23 protein-coding genes and 1 riboswitch are annotated in these 22,288 nt (G+C 73.1%); of the genes, 11 read left to right on the plus strand and 12 right to left on the minus strand.

What is annotated here, in order from left to right:
- Positions 1–18 precede the first annotated feature (18 nt).
- Together TCUR_RS14930 and TCUR_RS14935 are read left to right on the plus strand one after the other, a co-directional pair.
- The gene (locus TCUR_RS14930) at positions 19–1,080 is read left to right on the plus strand and encodes a polyprenyl synthetase family protein (RefSeq protein WP_012853353.1); all 1,062 of its coding nucleotides are present in this window, start codon (positions 19–21) and stop codon (positions 1,078–1,080) included.
- A 407-nt stretch (positions 1,081–1,487) separates the two neighbouring features.
- The gene (locus TCUR_RS14935; RefSeq protein ID WP_012853354.1) at positions 1,488–2,402 is read left to right on the plus strand and encodes a serine/threonine-protein kinase; all 915 of its coding nucleotides are present in this window, start codon (positions 1,488–1,490) and stop codon (positions 2,400–2,402) included.
- A gap of 12 nt (positions 2,403–2,414) precedes the next feature.
- Here TCUR_RS14935 and TCUR_RS27120 read toward each other — a convergent pair whose 3' ends face one another.
- From TCUR_RS27120 to TCUR_RS14950, 4 genes are all read right to left on the minus strand, one after another.
- Complete coding sequence (locus TCUR_RS27120; protein ID WP_012853355.1) at positions 2,415–2,579, minus strand: hypothetical protein; 165 nt, start codon at positions 2,577–2,579, stop codon at positions 2,415–2,417.
- Positions 2,580–2,679: 100 nt separating this feature from the next.
- A complete protein-coding gene (gene thiE, locus TCUR_RS14940; RefSeq protein ID WP_012853356.1) occupies positions 2,680–3,360 on the minus strand; it encodes a thiamine phosphate synthase in 681 nt (226 codons plus the stop codon).
- A gap of 40 nt (positions 3,361–3,400) precedes the next feature.
- Positions 3,401–3,763, minus strand: coding sequence for an Rv2175c family DNA-binding protein (locus tag TCUR_RS14945; protein ID WP_041439812.1), 363 nt, complete (start codon positions 3,761–3,763; stop codon positions 3,401–3,403).
- A gap of 59 nt (positions 3,764–3,822) precedes the next feature.
- Entirely contained in the window at positions 3,823–5,007 is a 1,185-nt protein-coding gene (locus TCUR_RS14950) for an NAD(P)/FAD-dependent oxidoreductase (protein ID WP_012853358.1), read from the minus strand.
- Positions 5,008–5,085: 78 nt separating this feature from the next.
- Positions 5,086–5,199: riboswitch (TPP riboswitch) on the plus strand.
- Here TCUR_RS14950 and thiO point away from each other — a divergent pair.
- The 5 genes from thiO to TCUR_RS14975 all read left to right on the plus strand — a co-directional run bounded on the left by thiO (position 5,191) and on the right by TCUR_RS14975 (position 10,385).
- Complete coding sequence (gene thiO, locus TCUR_RS14955) at positions 5,191–6,339, plus strand: glycine oxidase ThiO (protein ID WP_012853359.1); 1,149 nt, start codon at positions 5,191–5,193, stop codon at positions 6,337–6,339. (Overlaps the previous riboswitch by 9 nt.)
- A complete protein-coding gene (gene thiS, locus TCUR_RS14960) occupies positions 6,336–6,536 on the plus strand; it encodes a sulfur carrier protein ThiS (protein WP_012853360.1) in 201 nt (66 codons plus the stop codon). The genes thiO and thiS overlap by 4 nt, the downstream gene beginning before the upstream one ends.
- On the plus strand, positions 6,533–7,357 hold the full coding sequence (locus tag TCUR_RS14965) for a thiazole synthase (RefSeq protein ID WP_052305518.1): 825 nt from the start codon (positions 6,533–6,535) through the stop codon (positions 7,355–7,357). Before thiS ends, TCUR_RS14965 begins: the two co-directional genes overlap by 4 nt.
- A 94-nt stretch (positions 7,358–7,451) precedes the next feature.
- Entirely contained in the window at positions 7,452–9,395 is a 1,944-nt protein-coding gene (gene pknB / locus TCUR_RS14970; protein WP_012853362.1) for a Stk1 family PASTA domain-containing Ser/Thr kinase, read from the plus strand.
- Between the two features lie 129 nt (positions 9,396–9,524).
- The gene (locus tag TCUR_RS14975; RefSeq protein WP_012853363.1) at positions 9,525–10,385 is read left to right on the plus strand and encodes a deoxyribonuclease IV; all 861 of its coding nucleotides are present in this window, start codon (positions 9,525–9,527) and stop codon (positions 10,383–10,385) included.
- A gap of 435 nt (positions 10,386–10,820) precedes the next feature.
- On the opposite strand, the gene TCUR_RS14980 is transcribed toward TCUR_RS14975, so the two are convergent.
- Positions 10,821–11,444, minus strand: coding sequence for a sulfite oxidase-like oxidoreductase (locus tag TCUR_RS14980; protein WP_012853364.1), 624 nt, complete (start codon positions 11,442–11,444; stop codon positions 10,821–10,823).
- A 291-nt stretch (positions 11,445–11,735) separates the two neighbouring features.
- On the opposite strand from TCUR_RS14980, the gene aroF reads away from it, so the two are divergent.
- From aroF to TCUR_RS14995, 3 genes are all read left to right on the plus strand, one after another.
- Positions 11,736–12,779, plus strand: coding sequence for a 3-deoxy-7-phosphoheptulonate synthase (gene aroF, locus TCUR_RS14985; protein WP_012853365.1), 1,044 nt, complete (start codon positions 11,736–11,738; stop codon positions 12,777–12,779).
- A gap of 265 nt (positions 12,780–13,044) precedes the next feature.
- On the plus strand, positions 13,045–13,998 hold the full coding sequence (locus TCUR_RS14990; RefSeq protein ID WP_012853366.1) for a DMT family transporter: 954 nt from the start codon (positions 13,045–13,047) through the stop codon (positions 13,996–13,998).
- Between the two features lie 108 nt (positions 13,999–14,106).
- Positions 14,107–15,012 (plus strand): DUF5954 family protein, encoded by a 906-nt coding sequence (locus tag TCUR_RS14995; protein WP_012853367.1) that lies wholly within the window; start codon positions 14,107–14,109, stop codon positions 15,010–15,012.
- Positions 15,013–15,061: 49 nt separating this feature from the next.
- On the opposite strand, the gene thiI is transcribed toward TCUR_RS14995, so the two are convergent.
- The 3 genes from thiI to TCUR_RS15010 form a co-directional block, all read right to left on the minus strand.
- Positions 15,062–16,306: a tRNA uracil 4-sulfurtransferase ThiI gene (gene thiI, locus TCUR_RS15000; RefSeq protein WP_012853368.1), complete on the minus strand. Its 1,245-nt coding sequence runs from the start codon at positions 16,304–16,306 to the stop codon at positions 15,062–15,064.
- Positions 16,307–16,470: 164 nt separating this feature from the next.
- Complete coding sequence (locus TCUR_RS15005; protein WP_012853369.1) at positions 16,471–17,496, minus strand: 6-phosphofructokinase; 1,026 nt, start codon at positions 17,494–17,496, stop codon at positions 16,471–16,473.
- A gap of 323 nt (positions 17,497–17,819) precedes the next feature.
- A complete protein-coding gene (locus TCUR_RS15010) occupies positions 17,820–18,536 on the minus strand; it encodes a lysophospholipid acyltransferase family protein (RefSeq protein ID WP_012853370.1) in 717 nt (238 codons plus the stop codon).
- 371 nt (positions 18,537–18,907) lie between these two features.
- Between TCUR_RS15010 and TCUR_RS15015 the strand changes: the two genes are divergently transcribed.
- Complete coding sequence (locus TCUR_RS15015; RefSeq protein WP_012853371.1) at positions 18,908–19,708, plus strand: hypothetical protein; 801 nt, start codon at positions 18,908–18,910, stop codon at positions 19,706–19,708.
- An 18-nt stretch (positions 19,709–19,726) separates the two neighbouring features.
- On the opposite strand, the gene TCUR_RS15020 is transcribed toward TCUR_RS15015, so the two are convergent.
- The 4 genes from TCUR_RS15020 to TCUR_RS15030 all read right to left on the minus strand — a co-directional run bounded on the left by TCUR_RS15020 (position 19,727) and on the right by TCUR_RS15030 (position 22,244).
- Positions 19,727–20,434, minus strand: a complete 708-nt coding sequence (locus tag TCUR_RS15020) for an endonuclease/exonuclease/phosphatase family protein (protein ID WP_012853372.1) — start codon at positions 20,432–20,434, stop codon at positions 19,727–19,729.
- A 10-nt stretch (positions 20,435–20,444) separates the two neighbouring features.
- Positions 20,445–21,392, minus strand: coding sequence for an ROK family glucokinase (locus TCUR_RS15025; protein WP_012853373.1), 948 nt, complete (start codon positions 21,390–21,392; stop codon positions 20,445–20,447).
- A gap of 27 nt (positions 21,393–21,419) precedes the next feature.
- Positions 21,420–21,746: a hypothetical protein gene (locus tag TCUR_RS26560; protein WP_012853374.1), complete on the minus strand. Its 327-nt coding sequence runs from the start codon at positions 21,744–21,746 to the stop codon at positions 21,420–21,422.
- A 66-nt stretch (positions 21,747–21,812) separates the two neighbouring features.
- Positions 21,813–22,244: an SRPBCC family protein gene (locus TCUR_RS15030; RefSeq protein WP_012853375.1), complete on the minus strand. Its 432-nt coding sequence runs from the start codon at positions 22,242–22,244 to the stop codon at positions 21,813–21,815.
- Positions 22,245–22,288: the final 44 nt, after the last annotated feature.

A 22,288-nucleotide genomic window follows, 5' to 3' on the forward strand; every position in this document is an offset into this window, starting at 1 on the left:
TTCACTAGGGTGATCGATATGTCCGCTGGCCGTGTTCGCAAGGAAATCGACCACGCGCTGCTGTCCTTCGTGGATCGGCAGCGTCCGGGGGTGCTGGCGATCAGTGATGACCTGGCACCTTTGCTCAGCGCGCTGGATGCGCTGCTGGCCGGTGGCAAGCGGCTGCGCCCGGCGTTCTGCTACTGGGGCTGGCGGGCCGCCGGTGGCGAGGACATCGAGGCCGCCACCGGCATCGCCGCCGCCGCGGCCTCGCTGGAACTGCTGCAGGCCAGCGCGCTGATCCACGACGACGTCATGGACGCCAGCGACACCCGGCGCGGCCAGCCGTCGGCGCACCGCCGTTTTGAGGCCATGCACCGCGAGCACGGCTGGCGGGGCGGCGCGGCGGCCTTCGGCGAGGGCTCGGCGATCCTGCTGGGCGACCTGTGCCTGGCCTGGTCGGCGGAGATGTTCGACACCAGCGGGCTGGACACCGAGGCGCTGCGCCGCGGCCGCCCGGTGTTCGACCTGATGCGCACCGAGGTGATCTGCGGCCAGTACCTGGACATGCTGGAGAGCGCCCGCGGCGCCGGCACGGTGGAGCGGGCGCTGACGGTGGTGGAGTTCAAAAGCGCCAAGTACACCATCGAACGCCCGCTGCACATGGGCGCCGAGCTGGCCGGCGGCACCCCGGAGGTGGTGGAGGCGCTGCGCGCCTACGGGCGCCCGCTGGGCATCGCCTTCCAGCTGCGCGACGACGTGCTGGGGGTGTTCGGCGACCCGGCCGAGACCGGCAAGCCCGCCGGGGACGACCTGCGCGAGGGCAAGCGCACCGTCCTGGTGGCCTTCACTTTGGAGCGCGCCACCCCCGCCGAGGCCGAGTTCATCGAGAGCCGGCTGGGCGACCCGGAGCTGGACGCCGAGGGGATCGCGCAGCTGCGCTCGATCATCGACGGCAGCGGGGCGCTGGCCGCCTGCGAGGAGCTGATCGACCGCTACACCGAGCAGGCCTATGAGGCCCTGCGGTCCGCGCCGATCGCCTCCGACGCCCGTCAGGCCCTGGCCGAGCTGGCGGTCGCCGCCACCGCCCGCCGGGTCTGAGCGGCCCGCAGGCGAGGTGGGCCTTTTCAACGCCTTGTCCGCGCAGGCCGCAGCCGGGGTATCGCCATCAAAGGCGATGCCTTGACCCAAGCGGACGCCCCCGGGGCTCCCGCCGCGGCGCCCTTGGGTCGCGTGGTGAAAAAGATCCCGTGAGCGATGCGGCGGGTCTCCGGCGGCCTGGACGAGCACGGGCCGATCGAACCGGTGACGCCCTGGCGGCGTCACCGGAGGCTCACGCCTGTCCCGAACATCCGGCACGTGCCGCCGGATCCGGTGAGACGAAGCGGCATTCGATGCCTTGACAGGCGCTTTACTGTGCGTTTTACCGCACATCGGGCGGGCCGACACGGTACAAAGAGCCGGTAAAGATCGTCCGTCCTCGTCCGAACCCGTACCCGGAGCGTGCCGTGCAACCGCAAACGGCCCCGCTGAGCCCCGATGACCCGCGCCGCCTGGGCGGCCGCCTGCTGCTGGGCAGGCTCGGTGAGAGCAGGCAGGGCGTGGTCTATTTGGGCCGCGGAAAGGACGGCGAACTGGTCACCGTGAAGGTGCTGCGCGCAGGGCGCGGCGCCGGGCTCCGCGCCCGCGACCGCTTCGCCCGGGAGGTGGCCGCGGCCCGGCAGGTGCCCGGGCCGTACACCGCCCGGGTCCTGGCCGCCCGGGTGAGCGGCGACCGCCCTTACATCATCAGCGAGTACGTGCCCGGCCCTTCGCTGCAGCAGGTCGTCGCCGAGCGCGGCCCGCTGCCGGAGGAGCGGCTGCACAAGGTGGCCCTGCGCACCGCGCGGGCGCTGGCCGCCGTCCACCGGGCCGGCCTGGTGCACCGCAACTTCACACCCGAGCACGTGCTGCTGGCCCGGGGCGGCGCCAAGGTCATCGGACTGGGCGTCGCTCGCACCCTGCGCGCTGCCGGCCCGGCCGGCACCCCCGCCTACCTGGCGCCCGAGCAGATCGAAGACGAGCCGGTCGGGCCGCCCGCCGACGTCTTCGCCTGGGGCGCCACCATGGTCTACGCGGCGACCGGGCGCCCCCCGTTCGGCTCGGGACCCGATGCGGCGGTCATGCGCCGCATCGTCGCCCGCTCGCCGGAGCTGGGCGGCACGCCCGAGCCGCTGCGTTCCCTGGTGCTCGGCTGCCTGGACAAGAACCCCGCGGCCAGGCCCACCGCCGCCCAGCTGGTGCGGGCGCTGCGGGAGGGCCGGCCGCCGGCGCCCCGGCCCCGCCCGCAGGGCATCCCGCGCTATCGGTGGCGGATGATGGTGGCCCTGGCCGTGGTGGTGACGGCCGGCTTCACCGTGGGAGTGCTGCTGCCCGGGGTCTGATCGGACGGATCCTCACCAGTGCGGGGGGCGTTCCTCCAGCAGCCGTGAGTCGTCATCGTCGTCCCGCCACCGGCCCCAGCCGGTGTCGGTGTCATCGACGGTCTGGTCGGGCAGGATCTCCAGCTCGTCGTCGTCGACCAGGTCGACGGGGCGCTCCTCGTCAGGGCTGATCGTCATGGGTCAATTGTCGGACATCCGGTGAGCGGTCGACGACCGATCCCCCTTTTCCCGCCGGCCACCGGCGCAAGGAGCCGCCGATGGCCGGCGGTGAGATCGGTCACAGCGGCGGCGCCTGGCGCAGCCGGCGGGCCAGTTCGGCGGTGGCCGCGCCCGGGTCGTCGGCCTCGGTGATCGCCCGGACCACCACGATGCGGCGGGCACCGGCCTCCAGCACCCGGTCGAGATTGCCGGCGTCGATGCCGCCGATGGCGAACCAGGGCCGTCCGGCGCGCAGCGAGGCGGCGTACTCCACCAGTTTCAGCCCCGCCGCGGGACGGCCCGGCTTGGTCGGGGTGGCCCACACCGGCCCGGTGCAGAAGTAGTCCACACCGGGCTGGGCGGAGGCCTCGCCGGCCTGCTCGTCGCTGTGGGTGGACCGCCCGATCAGCACGTCCTCCCCCACGATCCGGCGGGCGTACGGCACCGGCAGGTCGCCTTGTCCCAGATGCAGCACATCCGCCCGCGCCGCGTACGCCACGTCGGCGCGGTCGTTGACCGCCAGCAGCGCTCCGTGCCGGTCGCAGGCGTCCCGGAAGACCTCCAGGTACTCCAGTTCCTGGCGGGCCTCCAGGCCCTTTTGGCGGAGCTGGACGATGTCCACCCCGGCGGCCAGCACCGCATCGAGGAACTCCGGCAGGTCGCCCTGGCGCTCCCGGGCGTCGGTGCACAGGTAGAGGCGGGCCCGGTCCAGCCGGGCCCGCAGCGCTACGGCGCGATCGGACAACAGATGAGTCGGCAATGTACGGGGTCCTCCCGGGCCGCCTTAAGGGGCGGCCCGTCTAGAACGCCAGCGCCTGGGCGCGGCGGCGGATCTCGGTCCCTCGATTCTCGGCCAACGCCTGCACGGGGGTTCCGGGCAGGGTGTCGTCGGCGGTGAACAGCCACCGCAGGGTCTCCACGCTGTCATAGCCGGCATCCGACAGCAGCGTCAGCGTGCCCGGCAGGCCCTTGAGGATCTGCCCGCCGCGGATGAAGGCGGCGGGGACCATGATGGTGCCCTCGCGCTGGACGCCCAGGAGCTTGTGGTCGCGGATGAGTTGCTTGGTCCGGCTGAGGTTGAGGCCCAGCCTCTCGGCGGCCTCCTGCAGTGTGAGCCATTCCCCGACGAGCGCGTCGGTGTGTGCGTCGAGCCTGCTTTCCATTGTGGCTTGCATCTGCGTCACGCCACCTGGCCTACCACTCCCGCACACTTCTGAAACCATCAGGTGAGAACTGCTTTGCGCAATGGTGTATCGGGGTCGGCCACGGCCGCGGCGTCCAGCCGGGCGCCCTCGGCGATGAGCCGGCGGGCCTGCACCAGGTCGCGCGGCCGGTCAACGGTCAAGATCGCCTCCAGGCGGTCGCCGGTGAACCAGCAGGCGGCCCAGCGGCGCTCGGTGGGGTCGCCCCGGTAGACCAGGCGCTCGGCGATCGGGTGGTGCCCGGCGTACTGCACCATCCGCCCGAACTGCTCCGACCAGAAGTAGGGCACCGGGTCGTAGACGGCCGGCCGGCCCAGCAGGGTCGCGGCCGCCACGTCGGGGGCGTTCAGCGCGGTGTCCCAGTGCTCCACCAGCATCCGCCGCCGGTACCGCCGCGACCACCAGGACGCGCAGTCGCCGACCGCCACGACCCGCGGGTGACCGGTGCGCAGCGTCTCGTCGGTGACCACGCCGCCGTCCACCTCCAGGCCCGAGCCCGCCAGCCAGCCGAGGTCGGGACGCACGCCGATGCCCACCACGATCGCGTCGGCGGCGATGCGGTCGCCGTCGGCCAGCACCAGGGCGCCGGGCTCGACGGAGGCGACCTTGGCGCCGGTGCGCAGCTCCACGCCGGCCTCGGCGTACCAGGGGACGGTGTGCGCCCCCAGCTCGGCGCCGAGCGGGCCCGCCAGCGGGGCGTCGGCGGCCTCCACGACGGTGACCGCGCAGCCCTTGGCCGCCGCCGCGGTGGCCACCTCGGCGCCGATCCAGCCCGCGCCGACGATCGCGATCCGGGCGCCTTCGCGCAGCTGCGAGCGCAGGCGCCGGGCGTCGTCGATGGTGCGCAGCACGTGCTGGGGGCCGTCGCCGGGCAGTGTGATGGGGGTGGCGCCGGTGGCGATGACCAGCCCGTCGAACGGCAGGTCGCCGGCGGTGGTCGCCAGCGTGCCGCCCTCCTCGCCGAGGCGCAGGCCGCCGGCGCGCTCGCCCAGCAGCAGCCGGCAGCGCAGCGCCGTCCAGTCGGCGTCGACCGTGGTCTCCTCCTGGTCGCCCATCAGGACCGCCTTGGACAGCGGCGGCCGGTCATACGGCGGGTGCGGCTCGGCCGACACCAGGGTCAGCTCGCCCTCATACCCCTTGGCCCGCAGGGCCTCGACGGAGCGGACCCCGGCCAGCCCGCCGCCCACCACAATGACGCGCTCCATGGAGGCAAACCTTAATACCCGTGCACTTACATGCTTTGGGGTGGTCAAACCGGGAGGTAGCGGGACGCATAGGCTAGGGGCGACGAGCGCGGGAGCCCGGTGCGACCGGGCTGAGAGGGCGGCTGAACGGGCCGCCGACCGCCAGGACCTGATCCGGATCATGCCGGCGAAGGGAGCATGCCGATGCCGACCCCCGACGGGCCCGGCGACCTGCTGGTCGTCGGGGCGGGAGTGATCGGGCTGGCCACCGCCTGGCGGGTGGCGGCCCGGGGAGCGACGGTGACCGTGGCCGATCCCGCGCCCGGCAGCGGGGCGTGCCATGTGGCCGCCGGGATGCTCACCCCCGTCAGCGAGGTGACCTACGGGGAGGAGCCGCTGCTGCGGCTGGGGCTGGCCTCCCGAGACCGCTACCCGGCCTTCGTGGCCGAATTGGAGGAGGTCTCCGGGCGGCGCACCGGGTACCGCGGCGACGGGGTGCTGCAGGTCGCCTTCGACTCCGACGACCTGGCGTTCCTGGAGGAGCTGCGGCGCTTCCAGCAGTCGCTGGGCCTGACGGTGGAGGCGCTGAGCGGCCGCGAGTGCCGCCGGCTGGAGCCGATGCTGGCGCCCTCGGTGCGCGGCGGGCTGCTGGCCGCCGAGGACGGCTCGATCGACCCGCGCCGGCTGACCGCCGCGCTGCTGGCCGCCGTCGAGAAGGAGGGCGTGCGCATCGTCCGCCGCCGCGCCACGCACCTGCTGGTGGAGCACGATAGGGCGGCCGGGGTGCGGCTGGAGGATGGCGAGGAGCTGCGCGCCGACATGGTGCTGCTGGCCGCCGGGGCCTGGAGCAGCGACCTGCAGGGCCTGCCGGAGGGGGTGGTGCCGCAGGTGCGCCCGGTCAAGGGCCAGGTGCTGCGGCTGCGGTCGAAGATCCCCTTCCTGGAGCGCACCACCCGCGGGGTGGTGCGGGGCTCGTCGATCTATCTCGTCCCTCGGGAGGACGGCGAGCTGGTGGTGGGCGCCACCCAGGAGGAGATGGGCTTTGACACCACCGTCACCGCCGGCGGCCTGTGGCAGCTGCTGCGGGACGCCCGGGAACTGCTGCCCGGCGTCACCGAGCTGGAGTTCACCGAGGTGTCGGCCGGGCTGCGCCCCGGCTCGCCGGACAACGCGCCGGTGCTGGGCGCCAGCGCGCTGCCGGGTCTGTTTCTGGCCACCGGGCACTTCCGCAACGGGGTGCTGCTGACCCCGATCACCGCGGACGTCATGGCCGAGATCCTGGTGGACGGCACGGTGCCCCCCGAGGCCGCGCCGTTCACCGCCGACCGGTTCGCAGGGGAGGCGAGGGCGTGAAGGTCACCGTCAACGGGCGGGAGCGGGAGCTGCCCGAGGGGACCACGGTGGCGGAGGTGGTGGCGTCGGTCACCGCGGCCACGACCGGGGTCGCGGTGGCGGTCAACGGCGAGGTCGTCAGCCGCGGGCAGTGGGCCGACACGGCGGTGCGCGACCGCGACCGCGTCGAAGTGCTGACCGCGGTGCAGGGAGGATGAAGGTGACCACGACGAGCGCACCGGACCCGGCGGACATCGCCACCGGGGCGGCCCGGGATCCGCTGGTGATCGCCGGGCGGACGTTCGGCTCCCGGCTGATCATGGGGACCGGCGGGGCGCCCAGCATGCAGGTGCTGGAGGAGGCGCTGGTGGCCTCCGGCACCGAGCTGACCACGGTGGCGATGCGCCGGGTGGACCCGGCCGCCCGCGGCTCGGTGCTGGATGTGCTGCGCCGCCGCAACATCGCGGTGCTGCCCAACACCGCCGGCTGCTTCACCGCCGGGGAGGCGGTGCTGACCGCCAAGCTGGCCCGCGAGGCGCTGGGCACCGACTGGGTCAAGCTGGAGGTGATCGCCGACGAGCACACGCTGCTGCCGGACCCGGTGGAGCTGCTGGAGGCGGCCGAGCGGCTGGTGAACGAGGGGTTCACGGTGCTGCCCTACACCAACGACGACCCGGTGCTGGCGCGGCGGCTGGAGCAGGTCGGCTGCGCGGCGGTCATGCCGCTGGGGTCCCCCATCGGCTCGGGGCTGGGCATCCGCAACCCGCACAACATCGAGCTGATCGTGGAGCAGGCGAACGTCCCGGTGATCCTGGACGCCGGGGTGGGCACCGCCAGCGACGCGGCGCTGGCCATGGAGCTGGGGTGCGATGCGGTGCTGCTGGCCACCGCGGTGACCCGGGCGCAGTCGCCGGTGGCGATGGCCGTCGCGATGCGGCACGCCGTCCAGGCCGGGCGGCTGGCCCGCCTGGCCGGGCGCATTCCCAAGCGCCGCTACGCCCAGGCGTCCTCGCCCTGGGAGGGCCTCAGCGCGCCCTGACCGGCCCGCAGAACCGGCGGGACGGAAGCCCCCGTTCGTACTTCATACCACGGGCTGATGAGGCACGGACCCAAACGCCCGTACACTCACTGCGATGGACACCACGGTTGCCGATCCCCTCGTCGGGCAGCTGCTCGACGGGCGCTACCGCATTGAGTCCCGGATCGCCCGAGGTGGCATGGCCACGGTGTACGTGGCCCGCGACACCAAGCTCGATCGGCAGATCGCGCTGAAGGTGATGCACGCCAACCTCGCCCAGGACGAGGACTTCGTGCGGCGCTTCATCGGCGAGGCCAAGGCGGCCGCGGCCCTGTCGCACCCCAATGTGGTGGCGGTCTACGACCAGGGCACCGACGGCCGGCACGTGTTCTTGGCGATGGAGTACGTGCGCGGCCGGACGCTGCGCGACCTGCTGACCGAACGCGGGCGGCTGGACCCCCGCGAGGCGCTGGAGGTCATGCGGCCGGTGCTGGCCGCGCTGGCCGCCGCGCACCGGGCCGGGCTGGTGCACCGCGACGTCAAGCCCGAGAACGTGCTCCTCACCGAGGACGGCCAGGTCAAGGTGGCCGACTTCGGGCTGGCCCGCGCCGAGACCGCCGGCAAGCAGACCAAGACCGGCCTGATCATCGGCACCGTGGGCTATCTGGCGCCCGAGCAGGTGCTGACCGGGCGCGCCGACTTCCGCTCCGACGTCTACGCCGCCGGGATCATGCTGTTCGAGCTGCTGACCGGCCGGCAGCCGCACACCGGGGACACCCCGCTGGCGGTGGCCTACAAGCACGTCAACGAGATCGTGCCGCCGCCGTCGACCCTGGTGCCGGGCCTGCCGCCCCAGCTCGACACCCTGGTCACGCTGGCGACCAGCCATGATCCGGCGCGCCGCCCGCAGGACGCCGGGCAGTTCCTCAAGGCGGTCTCGGACGTGGCCGCCGCGCTGCCGCCCGACGGCGACGCCCAGGCCGCCACCTCGGTGCTGCCCATGCCCACCGCGCCGCAGGGGCCGGTGCACTCGCCGACCCGGGTGCTGGGGCCGGAGATGATGCCCCCGCCGCCGCCCGAGCCGGCCGCGCCGCCCCCGCACGCCGCGCCGGCCACCCCGATGGACCGCCTGATCGGCGCGGCCACCAGCCGCTATGTGCTGATCGCGATCGGCGCGCTGGCCGCGGTGATCCTCGGCTGGGCGGTCTGGTACCAGGTGTCCGGGCAGTACGACCACGTGCCCGACGACATCATCGGCATGCGACTGGAGGACGCCCGGCAGGCGCTGGGCTCCGAAGGCATCGTGGTGAAGGTCGCCTCGCCCGTCTACCACGAGAAGGTGCCCAAGGGGCACGTGGCGGCCTCCGACCCCGGCCCCGGCGAGCGGGTCCCCAAGGGCGGGTCGGTCACGCTGACCCCGTCCAAGGGCCGGGAGCCGATCGAGGTTCCCGATGTGCGCGGCAAGCCGCTGCAGGAGGCGCGGGAGATCCTGGAGAAGGCCGGGTTCCAGGTCGGCAAGGTGACCCGCGAGCCGTCCCAGACGGTCCCCAAGGAACACGTGGTGCGCACCGACCCGCGCACCGCCGAGCGGCACTCCCCCGACGAGCCGGTGGGCATCGTGGTCAGCTCCGGCATGACCATGCCGAACGTGGTGAACACCGACGCCGAGCAGGCCGAGAACCAGCTGCGGGCGATGGGCCTGGAGGTGGAGGTCGAAAGGCGGGACCAGCCCGGCCGGCCGCGGGGCATCGTGCTGGAGCAGCATCCGCAGCCGGGCACCGGGGTGTCGCGGGGCGAGAAGGTGAAGCTGGTCGTCAACAAGAAGGACTGCGGCTTCCTCGGCGACTGGAACCCCTTCTGCCGCGACGACGACAACCCCGACGCCCTGCCGGTGCCCACGGTGCTCGGCCGGGACATCGAGGAGGCCCGCCGGATCCTGCACAACGCCGGGTTCAAGGTCGAGGTGCACCGCGAGCTCGGGCTGCGCCGGGTGATCCGGCAGGAGCCGGGGGTGGGCGGCAGCGCCCCCCGCGGCGCCACGGTCAAGATCTGGCACTGAACTCCTCGCCCGCGGCGCCGGAGACGGTAGCGTGGTTGCCGCCGAAGGTCGCCGGCCGTGGTCGCGCGGCCGCATGCCGCATTCCCCTCTGCCCTTCGGGGGCAGGGCCGCCGCATCTCAGGAGCTGTGATGAGCGCCGTGCACACCCCCATCGGGGGGCATGTCCCGGTCGCCGGGGGGCTGGCCACCGGCGGGCTGAAGTACGCCGAGCGGATCGGCGCCGAGGTGATCCAGGTCTTCGTGGGCAACCCGCGCGGCTGGGCGATGCCGGGCGGCAAGCCGGAGGAGGACGCCAGGCTCAGGGAAAGCGGCGTCCCGGTCTTCGTGCACGCCAACTACCTGATCAATCCCGGCTCTCCCAACCCCGAGACGCTGGAGAAGTCGCTGGCGGCGATCCGGCACGCGCTCAGGCGCGGCCACCAGATCGGCGCCGGCGGGGTGGTGATCCACACCGGCTCGTCGGTCAGCCAGTCCTACGAGCAGGCGATGCGGCAGATCCACGAGCGTCTGCTGCCCGTCCTGGAGGAGATCGGCGAGGACGGCCCGCCGCTGCTGCTGGAGCCGATGGCCGGGCAGTCCAACATGCTGTGCGCCACCGTCCAGCAGCTCGGCCCCTACTTCGAGGCCCTGGAGCACCACCCGAAGCTGGGGGTCTGCCTGGACACCTGCCACGCCTGGGCCGCCGGCCACGACCTGACCGCGCCCGGCGGCGTCAAGGAGACCATGGACGCCCTGGTGGCCACCGTCGGGCCGGGGCGGCTCAAGCTGATCCACGCCAACGACTCCAAGGACCCGTGCGGCTCGTGCCGCGACCGGCATGAGAACATCGGCGCCGGCCACATCGGCGAGGCCCCCTTCGCCGAGCTGCTTCGTCACCCGGCGGCCGCCGGCGTCCCGTTCGTCATCGAGACCCCGGGACGCGACCCCGAGCCGCACCGCAAGGACATCGAGACCCTCAAACGGCTCAGGGACGCCTCCCGGACGGCCTGACGATCTTCCCCTGCCCCTTCGGCCGGCACGCCGCGCACCGGGCGCTGAGGGCCGTTGTGAACGCATCCGCCGATGGGTTCCGGCATGCGCCGGGCGCCGCTGAACAACCCCCCGACTATCCAGCGGCGCCCGGGCTTTCCGCCGTCGGATCCCACCCCCCCGGTACGGGATCTGACGGCCCTGTGACCCGGCCGGCGGCGGAGCTGGCCTGTGGGCCGCCGCCGGGTCTTCCGGTGTCGTCTTGTCGTGCCGACGGAGCACCCCCGGCCGGCCGCGTGCACCACCCGGCGGCCGGACCGAATGGATCCCGCTGAGCGGCAGATATCAAACGATCCGTATCCGTCGACGCACTCACAGTAGCCGATCGGCGGCCGACAGGTCGAGCATGCCGAGAGTTTTCTGCGGCGCCTTCTCGCGCAAGGCCGCCGCAGGAGGTCACAGCGGCGGCGCTTCGCCCTCTTCCTCCTGGTAGGAGTACCGCTGCTCCCGCCAGGGGTCGGCGATGTTGTGGTAGCCGCGCTCCTCCCAGAAGCCGCGCCGGTCCTTGATGAGGTACTCCACCCCGCGCGCCCACTTGACGCTCTTCCAGGCATACAGGTGGGGGACCACCAGCCGGACGGGGAAGCCGTGGTCGGGGGTGAGCCGCTCGCCGTTGCGGTAGAGGGCGAACATGGTCGCCTCGGCGAGGAAGTCCGACATGCGGATGTTGGCGCTGTAGCCGTACTCGGCCCACACCATGACGTGCGTGGCGTCGGGGTGCGGCGGGGCCAGCTCCACGATCGTGCTGCCGGAGACCCCCTCCCACAGGTTGTCCAGGACGCTGAACTTGGTGACGCAGTGGAAGTCGGCGACCGCCCGGACCCGGGGCAGGCGTTCGAACTCCTCCCAGGTCCAGATGTACTGCTCGCCGGAGGCGGTGGCCCCGAACACCCTGAAGTCCCAGCTTTCGGGGCGGAACTTGGGCACCGGGCCGTAGTGCAGGACGGGCCAGCCCCGGGGAACGTACTGGCCGGGGGGCAGAGCCCTTGCGTGCGGAGGTTGTTCCGATGGGGAGGACATGACGGGCTCATCCTGCCATCTCGGTGACCTGGGCCATACTCGGGCCCTCCCTGCCGCGCGGCCGCCCGGATGGGTTATCCTCGTCCCATGCGCAACACCTACCGCTGGATCTTTTATGGCCGGCCCGGGACACGGGTGACGGCCGGTCCGGCGTTGCGCTGACAGGCTCACGAAAGCCCCGGGTCCCGAGCGGCCCGGGGCTTTTTTCGTGCACGCCTCCCCGACCGAACGCCTGAAAGCAGGCGGCAGCGACAGACGAGCGACACAGACGAGCAACGAGGAGAGACAGACATGGTCGTCGTGATGGGACCGGAGGCCACCGAGGCCGATATCGCCGCCGTCGTCTCGATCGTGGAGACGGCGGGCGGGGAGGCCTTCGTCAGCCGCGGGGTCAGCCGCACGATCGTCGGCCTGGTGGGGGACGTGGAGCAGTTCGGCTCACTGAACCTGCGGCGCATGAACGGCGTGCGCGACGTCATCCGCATCTCGGCGCCCTACAAGCTCGTCAGCCGGGAGAACCACCCCGACCGCTCGGTGGTGCGGGTCGGCGGCGTGCCGATCGGGCCGGGCACCATGACCCTGATCGCCGGCCCGTGCGCGGTGGAGACCCCCGACCAGACCCTGCGGGCCGCCCAGATGGCCAAGGCCGCCGGCGCCACCCTGCTGCGCGGCGGCGCGTTCAAGCCGCGCACCTCCCCCTACGCCTTCCAGGGGCTGGGCGAGCAGGGCCTGAAGATCCTGGCCGACGTGCGCGCCGAGACCGGGCTGCCGGTCGTCACCGAAGTGGTGGACGCCCACGACGTGGAGCTGGTCGCCTCCTACGCCGACATGCTGCAGATCGGCACCCGCAACGCCCAGAACTTCTCGCTGCTGCAGGCCGTCGGGGAGGCCGGCAAGCCGGTGCTGCTCAAGCGCGGCATGAGCGGCACCATCGAGGAGTGGCTGATGGCCGCCGAGTACATCGCCCAGCGCGGCAACCTGGACATCGTGCTGTGCGAGCGGGGCATCCGCACCTTCGAGAAGGCCACCCGCAACACCCTGGACATCTCGGCGGTGCCGGTGGCCCAGCGCCTGTCGCACCTGCCGGTGATCGTGGACCCCTCGCACTCGGGCGGGCGGCGCGACCTGGTGCTGCCGCTGACCCGGGCGGCGATCGCGGTCGGCGCCGACGGGGTGATCGTGGACGTGCACCCGCACCCGGAGACCGCGCTGTGCGACGGGGCGCAGGCCCTGGTGGACGGGGACGTGCGGGAGCTGGCCCGGCTGGTGCGCGAGCTGCCGCCGGTCTTCGGCCGGTCCCTCACCCAGGCCCCCGACGCGCTGGCCATGGGCTGAGCGGCGGCCTTCGGCGGCGGGCACCGGCCGCCTCGCCGGAACCGCCGCCGGAAGGCGGCTGTCCGCAAGGCGGGCGGGGTTGATAAGGTCACGGCCATGGCGTATTGGACGGCGCAACTGGGGCCTCCCCGCTCCTGACCGGGGCGCGTTCCTTCGGCTCGTCTTCGTGAGCGCACCGGACCCGGCGCATGCGGCGCCCGGTCCCTTCTTCGCGTGCCCCGGACCCGGATCGTCCTTATCCGATTCGAGTTCAGGAGTTGCCCGCGTGTCCGCACGCCTCATCGATTCCACTGATCCCGCCCTGCCCGCCCGGCGGTCGGCCGGCGGCATGGACGTCCTGCTGGCCGCCTCGCTGTGGGGGACGACCGGCACCGTGCTCACCGCGGCCCCGGCCGGGGCCGACCCCGTCTCCGTCGGCGCCGCCCGCATCGCCCTGGGCGGCGCCGTCCTGCTGGCCGTGGCCGCGCTCAGCCGCACCGCGGCCGGTGACGGCGGCGCCCCGGTTCGCGGCCGGGGGCTGCGGCGGCTGCTGGCCCTCCCCCGCGCCCGGTGGATGCTGGCCCTGGGCGCGGTGTGCGTCGCGGTGTACCAGACCGCCTTCTTCGCCGCGGTCTCCCGCACCGGCGTCGCCACCGGCACCATCGTGGCGATCGGCAGCGGCCCGGTGTTCACCGGGCTGATCGCCCTGCTGACCGGCGGCCCGCGGCCCACGGCGCGGTGGGCGGTCTCGACGGCCTGCGCGGTGGTCGGCTGCGCCGCTCTGGTGAGCGGCGGCCGGCAGGCCGGCGTCGAACCGCTGGGGGTGTCGCTGGCGCTGCTGTCGGGGCTGGGATACGCCTCGTACGCGACGATCACGTCCCGGTTGATCACCGCGGGCCAGGAGGACCGGGCGGTGGTCGCGGTGCTGTTCTCGGCGGCCGGGGCGCTGCTGCTGCCGGCGCTGGCGGCCGGCTCCCCCACCTGGCTGCTCACCGTCCCCGGCGCGCTGGTGACCGGCTACCTGGGGGTCGTCACCACCGCGGGCGCGTACCTGCTGTACGCCAGGGGGCTGCGCAGCACCCCGGTGACCGCGGCGACGACGCTGACGCTGGCCGAGCCGGCGGTGGCGGCGGTGCTGGGCCTGGTGGTGCTGCACGAGCGGCTCGGCGGGGTCGCCCTGGCGGGCCTGGCGCTGCTGACGGCCGGGCTGGTGATGCTCGTTGCGGCCGGACGCCGCTGACGTCCCGGCGCCGGCCTCACCGGGCCCTAGGGCGCTTTTTTGCATCGAAGCAAGGAAAGTGCTCTGAAGCACTCGCGCAAAGCCGAACCGTCAAGGAAGATGCTGCGCATGACTATCGGCGAGGGGGATCCCGGCGGGCGGATCTTCCCCGAGGATCTGGCCGCCGTGGATCCGGTGGCCGCCGTGATGCTCGCGGACGCCCGCCGTGCGCTGGCCGCCTACCCGGAGCTGGTGGTGGCGGGACCGCTGTTCGCCGCGGCCGAGCAGGTGCCGGGCGGCTGGCAGCTGGTGTGCCCGTGCGATCCGCTGCCCCAGGGCGCCCGTGAGCTGCTGGCGGCCCACCTGCGCAACCGCGGGGCGATGGCCGCCCCGGTGGCGGCCCGGGACTACCATGAGGCGGCCCGGCACCTGGTCGACGGGGCCTGTGACGAGGTGTCGGTGCTGGCGCGCCGGTTCCGGATCGTGCGGATCGAGCAGCTGATGCGGACCGGTCCCGACGGGCCGGAGCCGCCCCGGCCCACCGACCGCGATCCCACCCGGCCCGTCCCGGCGCACCGCCGGGCACCGGAGTTCATCGCCGACCCGGTTCTCGACCTCGGCGGCGCGGCCGACATCGTCACCGCCGAGCTGCTGTGCCAGTACCTGGATGAGACGGCCCGGCGCGGCTGTGAGCCGGTCAAGCCGTTCATGACCCCGGTGCAGCTGACGCCGATGTTCACCGTGGCCGAGCAGTCAGGGGACCTGTGGCGGCCCGGCACCCGGCTGTACGGCATGCCGCAGGAGGCGCGGGACTCGCTGGCCACCTACTTCCGGCACGTGGTGCCGGCGGTGGAGCGGCCGAACCCGCTGGAGGCGGCCGAGTACGCCGAGGCGGCGGACCTGCTGCAGGACGGCAGGCGCCGCGACAACATCGTGGCGGCCGGGCGGCGCTTCCGGATCGTCCGGGTGGAGCGGATGGTGCTCATGGGGCCGGACGGCCCGGAGACCCCCCGCCCCTGCGACCGGGAGCTGTGAGAACGCCCCTCGCCCCCTGGGCCGTCCGGGCCCAGGGGGCGAGGAACTCTCAGGCGGCGTTGCCCTCGCCGTAGACGGGACGGTGCTCCTGGACGGAGTCGGCCAGCTTCTCGGCCAGCTCCTCGGCGTCCAGCCGCCGGTCGATCTGCCGCAGGTCCTCGATCTTGGCGCGGGTCTCGGCGCGGCGCGGCGCCAGCAGCGTGCAGCAGTCCTCGTCGGGCAGCTCGGAGATGGTCAGCGTGCCGATGCGGCGCGCGGTGTCCATGATCTCGACCTTGTCCATGCCCACCAGCGGACGCAGGATGGGCAGCTCCACCGCATCGTCCACGGCGGTCATGTTGGCCAGCGTCTGGCTGCTGACCTGGCCCAGGGAGTCGCCGGTGATCAGCGCGAGACCGCCCAGCCGGCGGGCCAGGATCTCGCCGGTGCGCAGCATCAGGCGGCGCTGGGCGACCACCGCCAGCCGGTCGGCGCCGGAGGATTTGATCTGCTGCTGGGCCTTGCCGAAGGGCACCACGAACAGCCGCGAGCCGCCCTGGAAGCGGTCCAGCTCGCGCACCAGCGCGTACGCCTTGTAGATCGACTCCGGCCCGGTGAAGGGCATGCCGGAAAAGTGCAGGTAGTCCACGCGCAGCCCGCGGCGCATCATCCGGTAGGCGGCCACCGGGGAGTCGATGCCGCCCGACAGCAGCACCAGCGCCCTCCCGCTCATGCCCACCGGCAGCCCGCCCTGGCCGGGCAGCCCGTCGGTGAAGACGAACACCTCGTCGCGGTCGACCTCGATCGACAGGGTGTGCTCGGGCTCCTTCAGCTTCACCGGCAGCCCGTAGGCCTCAACGATCTTGGAGCCGACCAGGCGGTCCAGCTCGGTGGAGGTCAGCGGGAAGCGCTTGTCGCGGCGGCGGGAGCGCACCGCGAAGCTGCCGGTGCGGCCGGCCATCAGTTCCAGGGCGGCGCCCACCACGCTGTCGGGGTCCTTGCCGACCCGCCAGGCCCGGTGCACCCAGACGATGCCCATCACATCGGTGATCCGCCGGGCCAGCGCGTCCACCGTGGCGACGTCGGCGCCGCCGCCCCGTTCCACGCGCACCACCATCACGCCGTGGCGGCGCCAGATGCGCACCGGCGCGATGTCGCGGACCGCCGACCGGAGGTTGTTCTGCAACCGCCGCTCGAACACCTCGCGGTTCTTGCCCTTGAGCACGACCTCGCCCAGTTTGATCAGCACGCACGGCTCACCGATCGCCGGCGGGCCGCCGGTGATCTGCCCGGCCGCGGTGTCGAGCACGGTCATGCGGGGACCTCCTGCGTAGAACGGGGTGAAGAAGACCGGTATCCAGTGTCGCCCACCGTTGCGACCACCGCGACAGGATAAGGCCCGCAGGCGCCGGGATATTCCATTCCGGCGCCCGCGGGCCCGGTGCGGACGCGCCGCAGCCGCCCGGTCCGGTCCGCCGGTCAGCCGAAGAAGACCTCCGCCTCGGCGTAGCGCTCCAGCGGGACGGTCTTGAGCGTGTCGGTGGCGGCCGACAGGTCCACCCGGATGATCTCGGTGCCCGACAGGGCGACCATCTTGCCGTAGTCGCCGTCGTGGACGGCGTCGATGGCGTGCAGCCCGAAGCGGGTGGCCAGCACCCGGTCGAAGGCGCTGGGCGTGCCGCCGCGCTGGATGTGGCCCAGCACGGTGCAGCGGGCCTCCTTGCCGGTGCGCTTTTCGATCTCGTCGGCCAGCCACTGGCCGATGCCGCCCAGCCGCACGTGCCCGAAGGCGTCCAGTTCCTTGCTCTGCACCGCCATCTGGCCCTCGATCGGGTGGGCGCCCTCGGCGACCACGATGATCGGCGCATACCGGGTCTTGAAGCGGCTTTCGACGTACTCGACGACCTTGTCGATGTCGAACGGCCGCTCCGGAATCAAGATCACGTTGGCGCCGGCGGCCATCCCGGCGTGCAGCGCGATCCACCCGGCGTGCCGGCCCATCACCTCGCAGATCAGGGCGCGGTGGTGGCTTTCGGCGGTGGTGTGCAGCCGGTCGATGGCCTCCACCGCGATGTTGACGGCGGTGTCGAAGCCGAAGGTGTAGTCGGTGGCGTTCAGGTCGTTGTCGATGGTCTTGGGGACCCCGACCACGTTGACGCCGGCCTCGTGCAGATGCTTGGCGACGCCGAGGGTGTCCTCGCCGCCGATGGCGACCAGCGCATCCACACCGAGCCCGGCCAGGTTGTCCTTGATCCGCTCGATGCCGCCCTCGACCTTGAGCGGGTTGGTCCGCGACGAGCCCAGGATCGTCCCGCCGCGCGGCAGGATGCCCCGCACGGCCTGGATGTCCAGCGCCACCGTGTCGCCTTCCAGCGGGCCGCGCCAGCCCGACCGGAAGCCCACGAACTCATACCCGTAGACCGAGATTCCCTTACGCACCACAGCGCGGATCACGGCGTTCAGACCGGGGCAGTCACCGCCTCCGGTCAGCACTCCGACGCGCATGTATTCCTCCCCATTGCTCACCCGGCCAGCCTAATAGCGCAGATGGCAAGGCATGGCTCAGCACACGGCCGGGGCGCCGATCGCCCGGCTCGTCTCATTGGTCTAGACCATAGCGCCACTCGGCGGCGGGCACCCGCCGTTCGAACGCGGCCGTCGATCTTCAAGGCCGGGCCAGGGGGAGGGCCCGGAAAACAATCACGCCGGGGACGCGCATGCGTCCCCGGCGGCCGTGCGCCCGGCGCCGTTGCGTCGGCCGGGCCCGCGGGCCGGCGGTCGGGCCGCGAACGCGGTCCCCGCCGCTCCCGGCTCGCCTCAGCGCCCGCTCACTCGTCCTCGTCGGCCGGCCGCGGCGCCTTGCCCGCCATCTCGGCCTTGACGTCGGCGGCGTAGCGGTCCACGTACTCCTGGCCGGACAGCTCCCGGATGGCCTGCATGATCTCGTCGGTGACCTTGCGCAGGACCTCCCGGTCGTCCTCCATGCCGTAGTAGCGGGAGAAGTCCATCGGCTTGCCGAAGCGCACCCCGGGCCGCACGCCGAGCCGGGGGTAGGGCTGGCCGGCCGGCATCAGGTCGAAGGTGTTGATCATCGCCATCGGGATGACCGGGACCCGGGACTTCAGCGCCAGCCGGGCCACCCCGGTCTTGCCCTTGTAGAGCCGCTTGTCGGGGGCCCGCGTCCCCTCGGGGTAGATCCCCAGCAGCTTGCCCTGCTTGAGGATCTGCAGCCCGGTCTCCAGGGCCGCCTCGCTGGCCTTGCCGCCGGAGCGGTCCACCGGCACGACCCCGACCCCGGTGAAGAAGGCCCTGCTGATCAGCCCTTTGATGCCGGTGCCGGTGAAGTACTCGGCCTTGCCGAGGAAGAAGATCCGGCGGCGCAGCGGCAGCGGCCCGAAGAAGTGGTCGGCGAACGACTGGTGGTTGCTGACCAGCAGCGCCGGGCCCTTTTTGGGGACGTTCTCCATCCCGGAGTTCCGCGGCCACCACAGCAGGTACAGGATCGGTGTGAGGACGATCCGGAGCAGCATCCAGAACCAGAACATGCCGATACCCTCCTCGGCCACACCTGTCCGCGGCACCCGACTCCCCTTTGGCCACCGTCCCGCCACGGCTTGACGGACGATGGCGATGGATCATCATCGCATCTCCGCAACACCATGCCCACATCACCCGGCCCGGCGGCGCACGTCACCGGGCGGGCCGGAGCGCACCCGGTTGCGAAGGTCACCCCGATCGGTCCCGCTTGTCTTGTTCATCGTCGCGGAACGAATACCGTAGGAGTCCAGGCGGGAGAGCGCCTCCCGAGTACGGCCATATGGCGTGGCGGGTACTTTGGGGGGACACCTGATTGGGGAGCGGAGGCCGTCATGCCGATGCTGTCGGTCACGCTGCAGTCGTCGAAGGAGCCGGCCCCGTGAAGCGCCGTGGCAATGGACTGGACGCCGACTCGTACGCCCCGTTGATCGACCTTGCGCCCCATCTGGCCGACGCCATGCTGGAGGCGCTGCGGGAGGCCGGGGTCGCCGCTTATGTGACCCCCAGTCCCGACCGGGGCGAGCCCGGGCGCTCCGGCGCGGACGGCGACTCGCTGGACCGGTTGTACGTCGACACCGCGATGCGGTCGGCCGCCGAGGGCGTCTTGCACACCCAGCTGACCCGGTTGCGTTCCTCCGACGGCGAGCCGGCCGGCGAGAGTGGAGCCGCGGACACCGAGACCGGTGAGCCGCCGCGCGGCCGGGTGCGCACCGGCGATTCCGGCGGCGGCACGGTGGCCGAGCGCGACGAGGAGGCGATCTGGGCGGAGATCGTCGCCAGTTTCGACGCCGCGCCCGCCGATGGCCAGACGCCCTGGCCCGAGCAGGAGAATCTGGACGAGCCCGCGGACGAGGGAGCGGACCGCACCGGGCGGCTGCCCACCGCCCGAGTGATCAAATTCCCCGCCGCCGAGGAGGCCGCGGAGCGGGCGGCCGATGACGACGACCACTACATCCCCCCGCCGCCCCCGCCGCTGCCCAGCACCGACCCGATCACCAAGGCCGCCTGGATCAGCCTGGTCGGCGGTCCCCTCTACCTGCTGGTCACGGTGATGCTCGGCTGGGACGTGCCCGGCTGGGCGGCTTTCTTGGCGGTGGCGGCCTTCATCGGCGGTTTCGTCACCCTCGTCCTGCGCATGGGCGACGATCCCCGCGACAGCGACGACGGCGCCGTCGTATGAGCGGCGTCCCCGGCCGGCTCAAGGCGGCAGCCGCAACTCCGCCAGGACCGGCAGATGGTCACTGGCCCGGGGGTAGTCGGCGGCCGGCGCGGGGCCGGGGGGCAGGCCGCAGCCGAGCACCTCGATGCGGGGATCGGTGAAGATCCCGTCGATGCGCCTGGCCGGGCGGCGGGAGGAATAGGTGGCGGCGGGACCGCGCGGGGCGGCGGCGTAGGCGTCGGTGAAGAAACCGGTCAGCGCATTCCAGGACGGGCCTTCGGGTTCTTCGTTGATGTCGCCGCACAGCACCACGGGGGCCTCGTAGCGGTCGCGGGCCCGCTTCAGCAGGGCGAGCAGTTCGGCGGTGTGCGCCAGGCGGGCGGAGGCGTCCAGGTCCAGGTGGGTGTCGGCGACGATCACGCGGGCGCCGGCGATCTCCGCCACGACCAGCGCCAGGCCCCGGCGGTGCAGGCCGGGGACGCGGCTGAGCAGGTGGTGCTCGGCGTGGTGGAGGCGGACGCGCCGCCCGGCCAGCACCGCCAGCCCGGCGGCGCGCCGCCCGCAGGCCACGGTCAGCCCGGTGCGGGCGGCCAGCGCCCGCCGCCTGGCCCGCCAGGTGGGGGCCAGGCGCGGCACCTCCTGCAGGCACACCAGGTCGGCGGCGCAGGCGCGGATCACCCGCACCAGCGCCGCCCGGTCGTCCCGCATGGAGCGGATGTTGTAGCTGAGGACCCGCAGCCTTCTCACCGGCGCCCGCTCAGCGCTGGCGGGCCAGGTCGGCGGCGCCCACCAGCCCGGCGTCGGAGCCGAGCTCGGCGATCCGGATGTCGGGCAGCGGACGGTAGCCGACCCCGGTGACCACGGCCTCATAGGCGTCGCGGACCGGCTCCAGCAGCAGGTCCCCGGCGTCCGACAGCCCGCCGCCGATGATGAACGCCCCCGGGTCCAAGATCGCGGTCAGGTCGGCCAGGCCCCGCCCGACCCAGCCGGCCACGGTGCGGAAGCACTCCAGCGCGGCCCGGTCCCCCTCGCGGGCGGCCTGGGTGACCTCCGGGCCGCGGATGCCCTCCGGGGAGCCCCCGCCCAGCTCCAGCAGCCGGGAGGCCATCAGCGGGGCGACCCGGGCCAGGTCGCGGGCCTCGTGGACGAGGGCGTTGCCGCTGGCGTACTGCTCCCAGCAGCCGCGGTTGCCGCAGCCGCAGCGGCGGCCGTCGGGCACCATCCGCAGGTGGCCGATCTCCCCGCCGATGCCGAACCGTCCCCGGTACAGCCGGCCGTCGACGATGATGCCGCCGCCGATGCCGGTGCCCAGCGCCACCAGCACCAGGAAGCGCTCGCCGCGTCCGGCGCCGAAGCGGAACTCGCCCCAGGCGGTGGCGTTGGCGTCGTTCTCCACCACCACCGGCAGCCCGACCAGCTCCTCGACCTTGCCTTTGATCGGCTCGTCCCGCCAGGCCAGGTTGGGGGCGAACAACACGGTGGCGCGGGCCTCGTCGACGAACCCGGCCGCGCCCAGCCCGACCGCCTCGACCTCGGGGTACTTGCCCTTGAGGAGATCGACCACCTCGGCGATGACCTCGGCGGTCTGCCGGGGGTCGGTGGAGGGGGTGGGCCTGCGCACCTTCTCCAGAATCCGCCCGCGGTCGTCGACCACCCCCGCCGCGACCTTGGTGCCTCCCACATCCACGCCGATGGTCAGCGCCATGTGTCTCCTCCTCGTGGCTCCCTGCGCTCATCCGGCACCGGCATCGACGGGCTCCCCGCCGGAGCCCTCCCGCCGCCCGGCGCCGGGATGCAGCAAATTAGATCGCTCCAAAGCCTCCAGGGGCCACCATGCGGCCGTCATCGGCGTTGCGGCGGCGTCCGGGAGACGGTCACCGGCGACCGCGCCCACCGCTGCGGCGGGCGCCGTGGCGCGGTGCGGGGGGCGGTCGGGACGTTCAGGGGCGGTGTGCGGGGGTCGCTGCCGTGGGACGGCCCGGCTCCACGGGTCGCCGGTCCGCAGGCCGTCCAGCAGCCGTACGGCCTCGTCGAGGACATCGCCGGGCCGGTCCGTCATGGCAACATCATCCATCCGTCATCGGCCAGAACCGTACTGTTCTGGCGCGGGTAACGAATGTCTTACTCAGCGCTCGACATATCCTTTGAGTCCCTTCAACGCCGCTTCAATGATCATCTTCTCGCCTCTGCGGCGGAGCATCCCGATCATCGGCACCCGCACGTCCACCGCCAGCTCGTAGGTGACCTGCGTGCCGCCCTCGGTCTCGGCGAGCCGGTAGGAGCCGCGCAGACCGGAGACCACGCCGCCCTTTTCCACCAGCTCCCAGCTCACCTCCTGCTCGCCCCAGTGGTAGGCCAGGCCGTAGGTGTCCTTGATCGGGCCGGCGTCGATGGTCAGCCGGGCCTTGGCCGGACGTCCGTCCGGGCCGGTCTCCAGCACCTGAACCTCGCGGATCCCCCCGGCCCACTGGGGATAGGCCGGCAGGTCGGCGATGACCTCCATGACCTTTTCCCGGTCCGCCGCGATGGTGATGGAGGCACTGGTGCGCTCGGCCATCGACTGCCCTCCCCTTCCCCGGGCCGTGCCCGCTCGATCGCTTC

The sequence above is a fragment of the Thermomonospora curvata DSM 43183 genome (assembly GCF_000024385.1).
Taxonomy (GTDB): Bacteria; Actinomycetota; Actinomycetes; order Streptosporangiales; family Streptosporangiaceae; genus Thermomonospora; species Thermomonospora curvata.

Coding starts and splice junctions, on each gene's coding strand:
- TCUR_RS14930 (WP_012853353.1), top strand. CDS start 19: ATGTCCGCTGGCCGTGTTCGCAAGGAAATCGACCACGCGCTGCTGTCC.
- TCUR_RS27120 (WP_012853355.1), bottom strand. CDS start 2,579: ATGACGATCAGCCCTGACGAGGAGCGCCCCGTCGACCTGGTCGACGAC.
- TCUR_RS14945 (WP_041439812.1), bottom strand. CDS start 3,763: ATGGAAAGCAGGCTCGACGCACACACCGACGCGCTCGTCGGGGAATGG.
- TCUR_RS14950 (WP_012853358.1), bottom strand. CDS start 5,007: ATGGAGCGCGTCATTGTGGTGGGCGGCGGGCTGGCCGGGGTCCGCTCC.
- thiO (WP_012853359.1), top strand. CDS start 5,191: ATGCCGACCCCCGACGGGCCCGGCGACCTGCTGGTCGTCGGGGCGGGA.
- TCUR_RS14965 (WP_052305518.1), top strand. CDS start 6,533: ATGAAGGTGACCACGACGAGCGCACCGGACCCGGCGGACATCGCCACC.
- pknB (WP_012853362.1), top strand. CDS start 7,452: ATGGACACCACGGTTGCCGATCCCCTCGTCGGGCAGCTGCTCGACGGG.
- TCUR_RS14975 (WP_012853363.1), top strand. CDS start 9,525: ATGAGCGCCGTGCACACCCCCATCGGGGGGCATGTCCCGGTCGCCGGG.
- TCUR_RS14980 (WP_012853364.1), bottom strand. CDS start 11,444: ATGTCCTCCCCATCGGAACAACCTCCGCACGCAAGGGCTCTGCCCCCC.
- aroF (WP_012853365.1), top strand. CDS start 11,736: ATGGTCGTCGTGATGGGACCGGAGGCCACCGAGGCCGATATCGCCGCC.
- TCUR_RS14995 (WP_012853367.1), top strand. CDS start 14,107: ATGACTATCGGCGAGGGGGATCCCGGCGGGCGGATCTTCCCCGAGGAT.
- thiI (WP_012853368.1), bottom strand. CDS start 16,306: ATGACCGTGCTCGACACCGCGGCCGGGCAGATCACCGGCGGCCCGCCG.
- TCUR_RS15005 (WP_012853369.1), bottom strand. CDS start 17,496: ATGCGCGTCGGAGTGCTGACCGGAGGCGGTGACTGCCCCGGTCTGAAC.
- TCUR_RS15010 (WP_012853370.1), bottom strand. CDS start 18,536: ATGTTCTGGTTCTGGATGCTGCTCCGGATCGTCCTCACACCGATCCTG.
- TCUR_RS15025 (WP_012853373.1), bottom strand. CDS start 21,392: ATGGCGCTGACCATCGGCGTGGATGTGGGAGGCACCAAGGTCGCGGCG.
- TCUR_RS26560 (WP_012853374.1), bottom strand. CDS start 21,746: ATGACGGACCGGCCCGGCGATGTCCTCGACGAGGCCGTACGGCTGCTG.
- TCUR_RS15030 (WP_012853375.1), bottom strand. CDS start 22,244: ATGGCCGAGCGCACCAGTGCCTCCATCACCATCGCGGCGGACCGGGAA.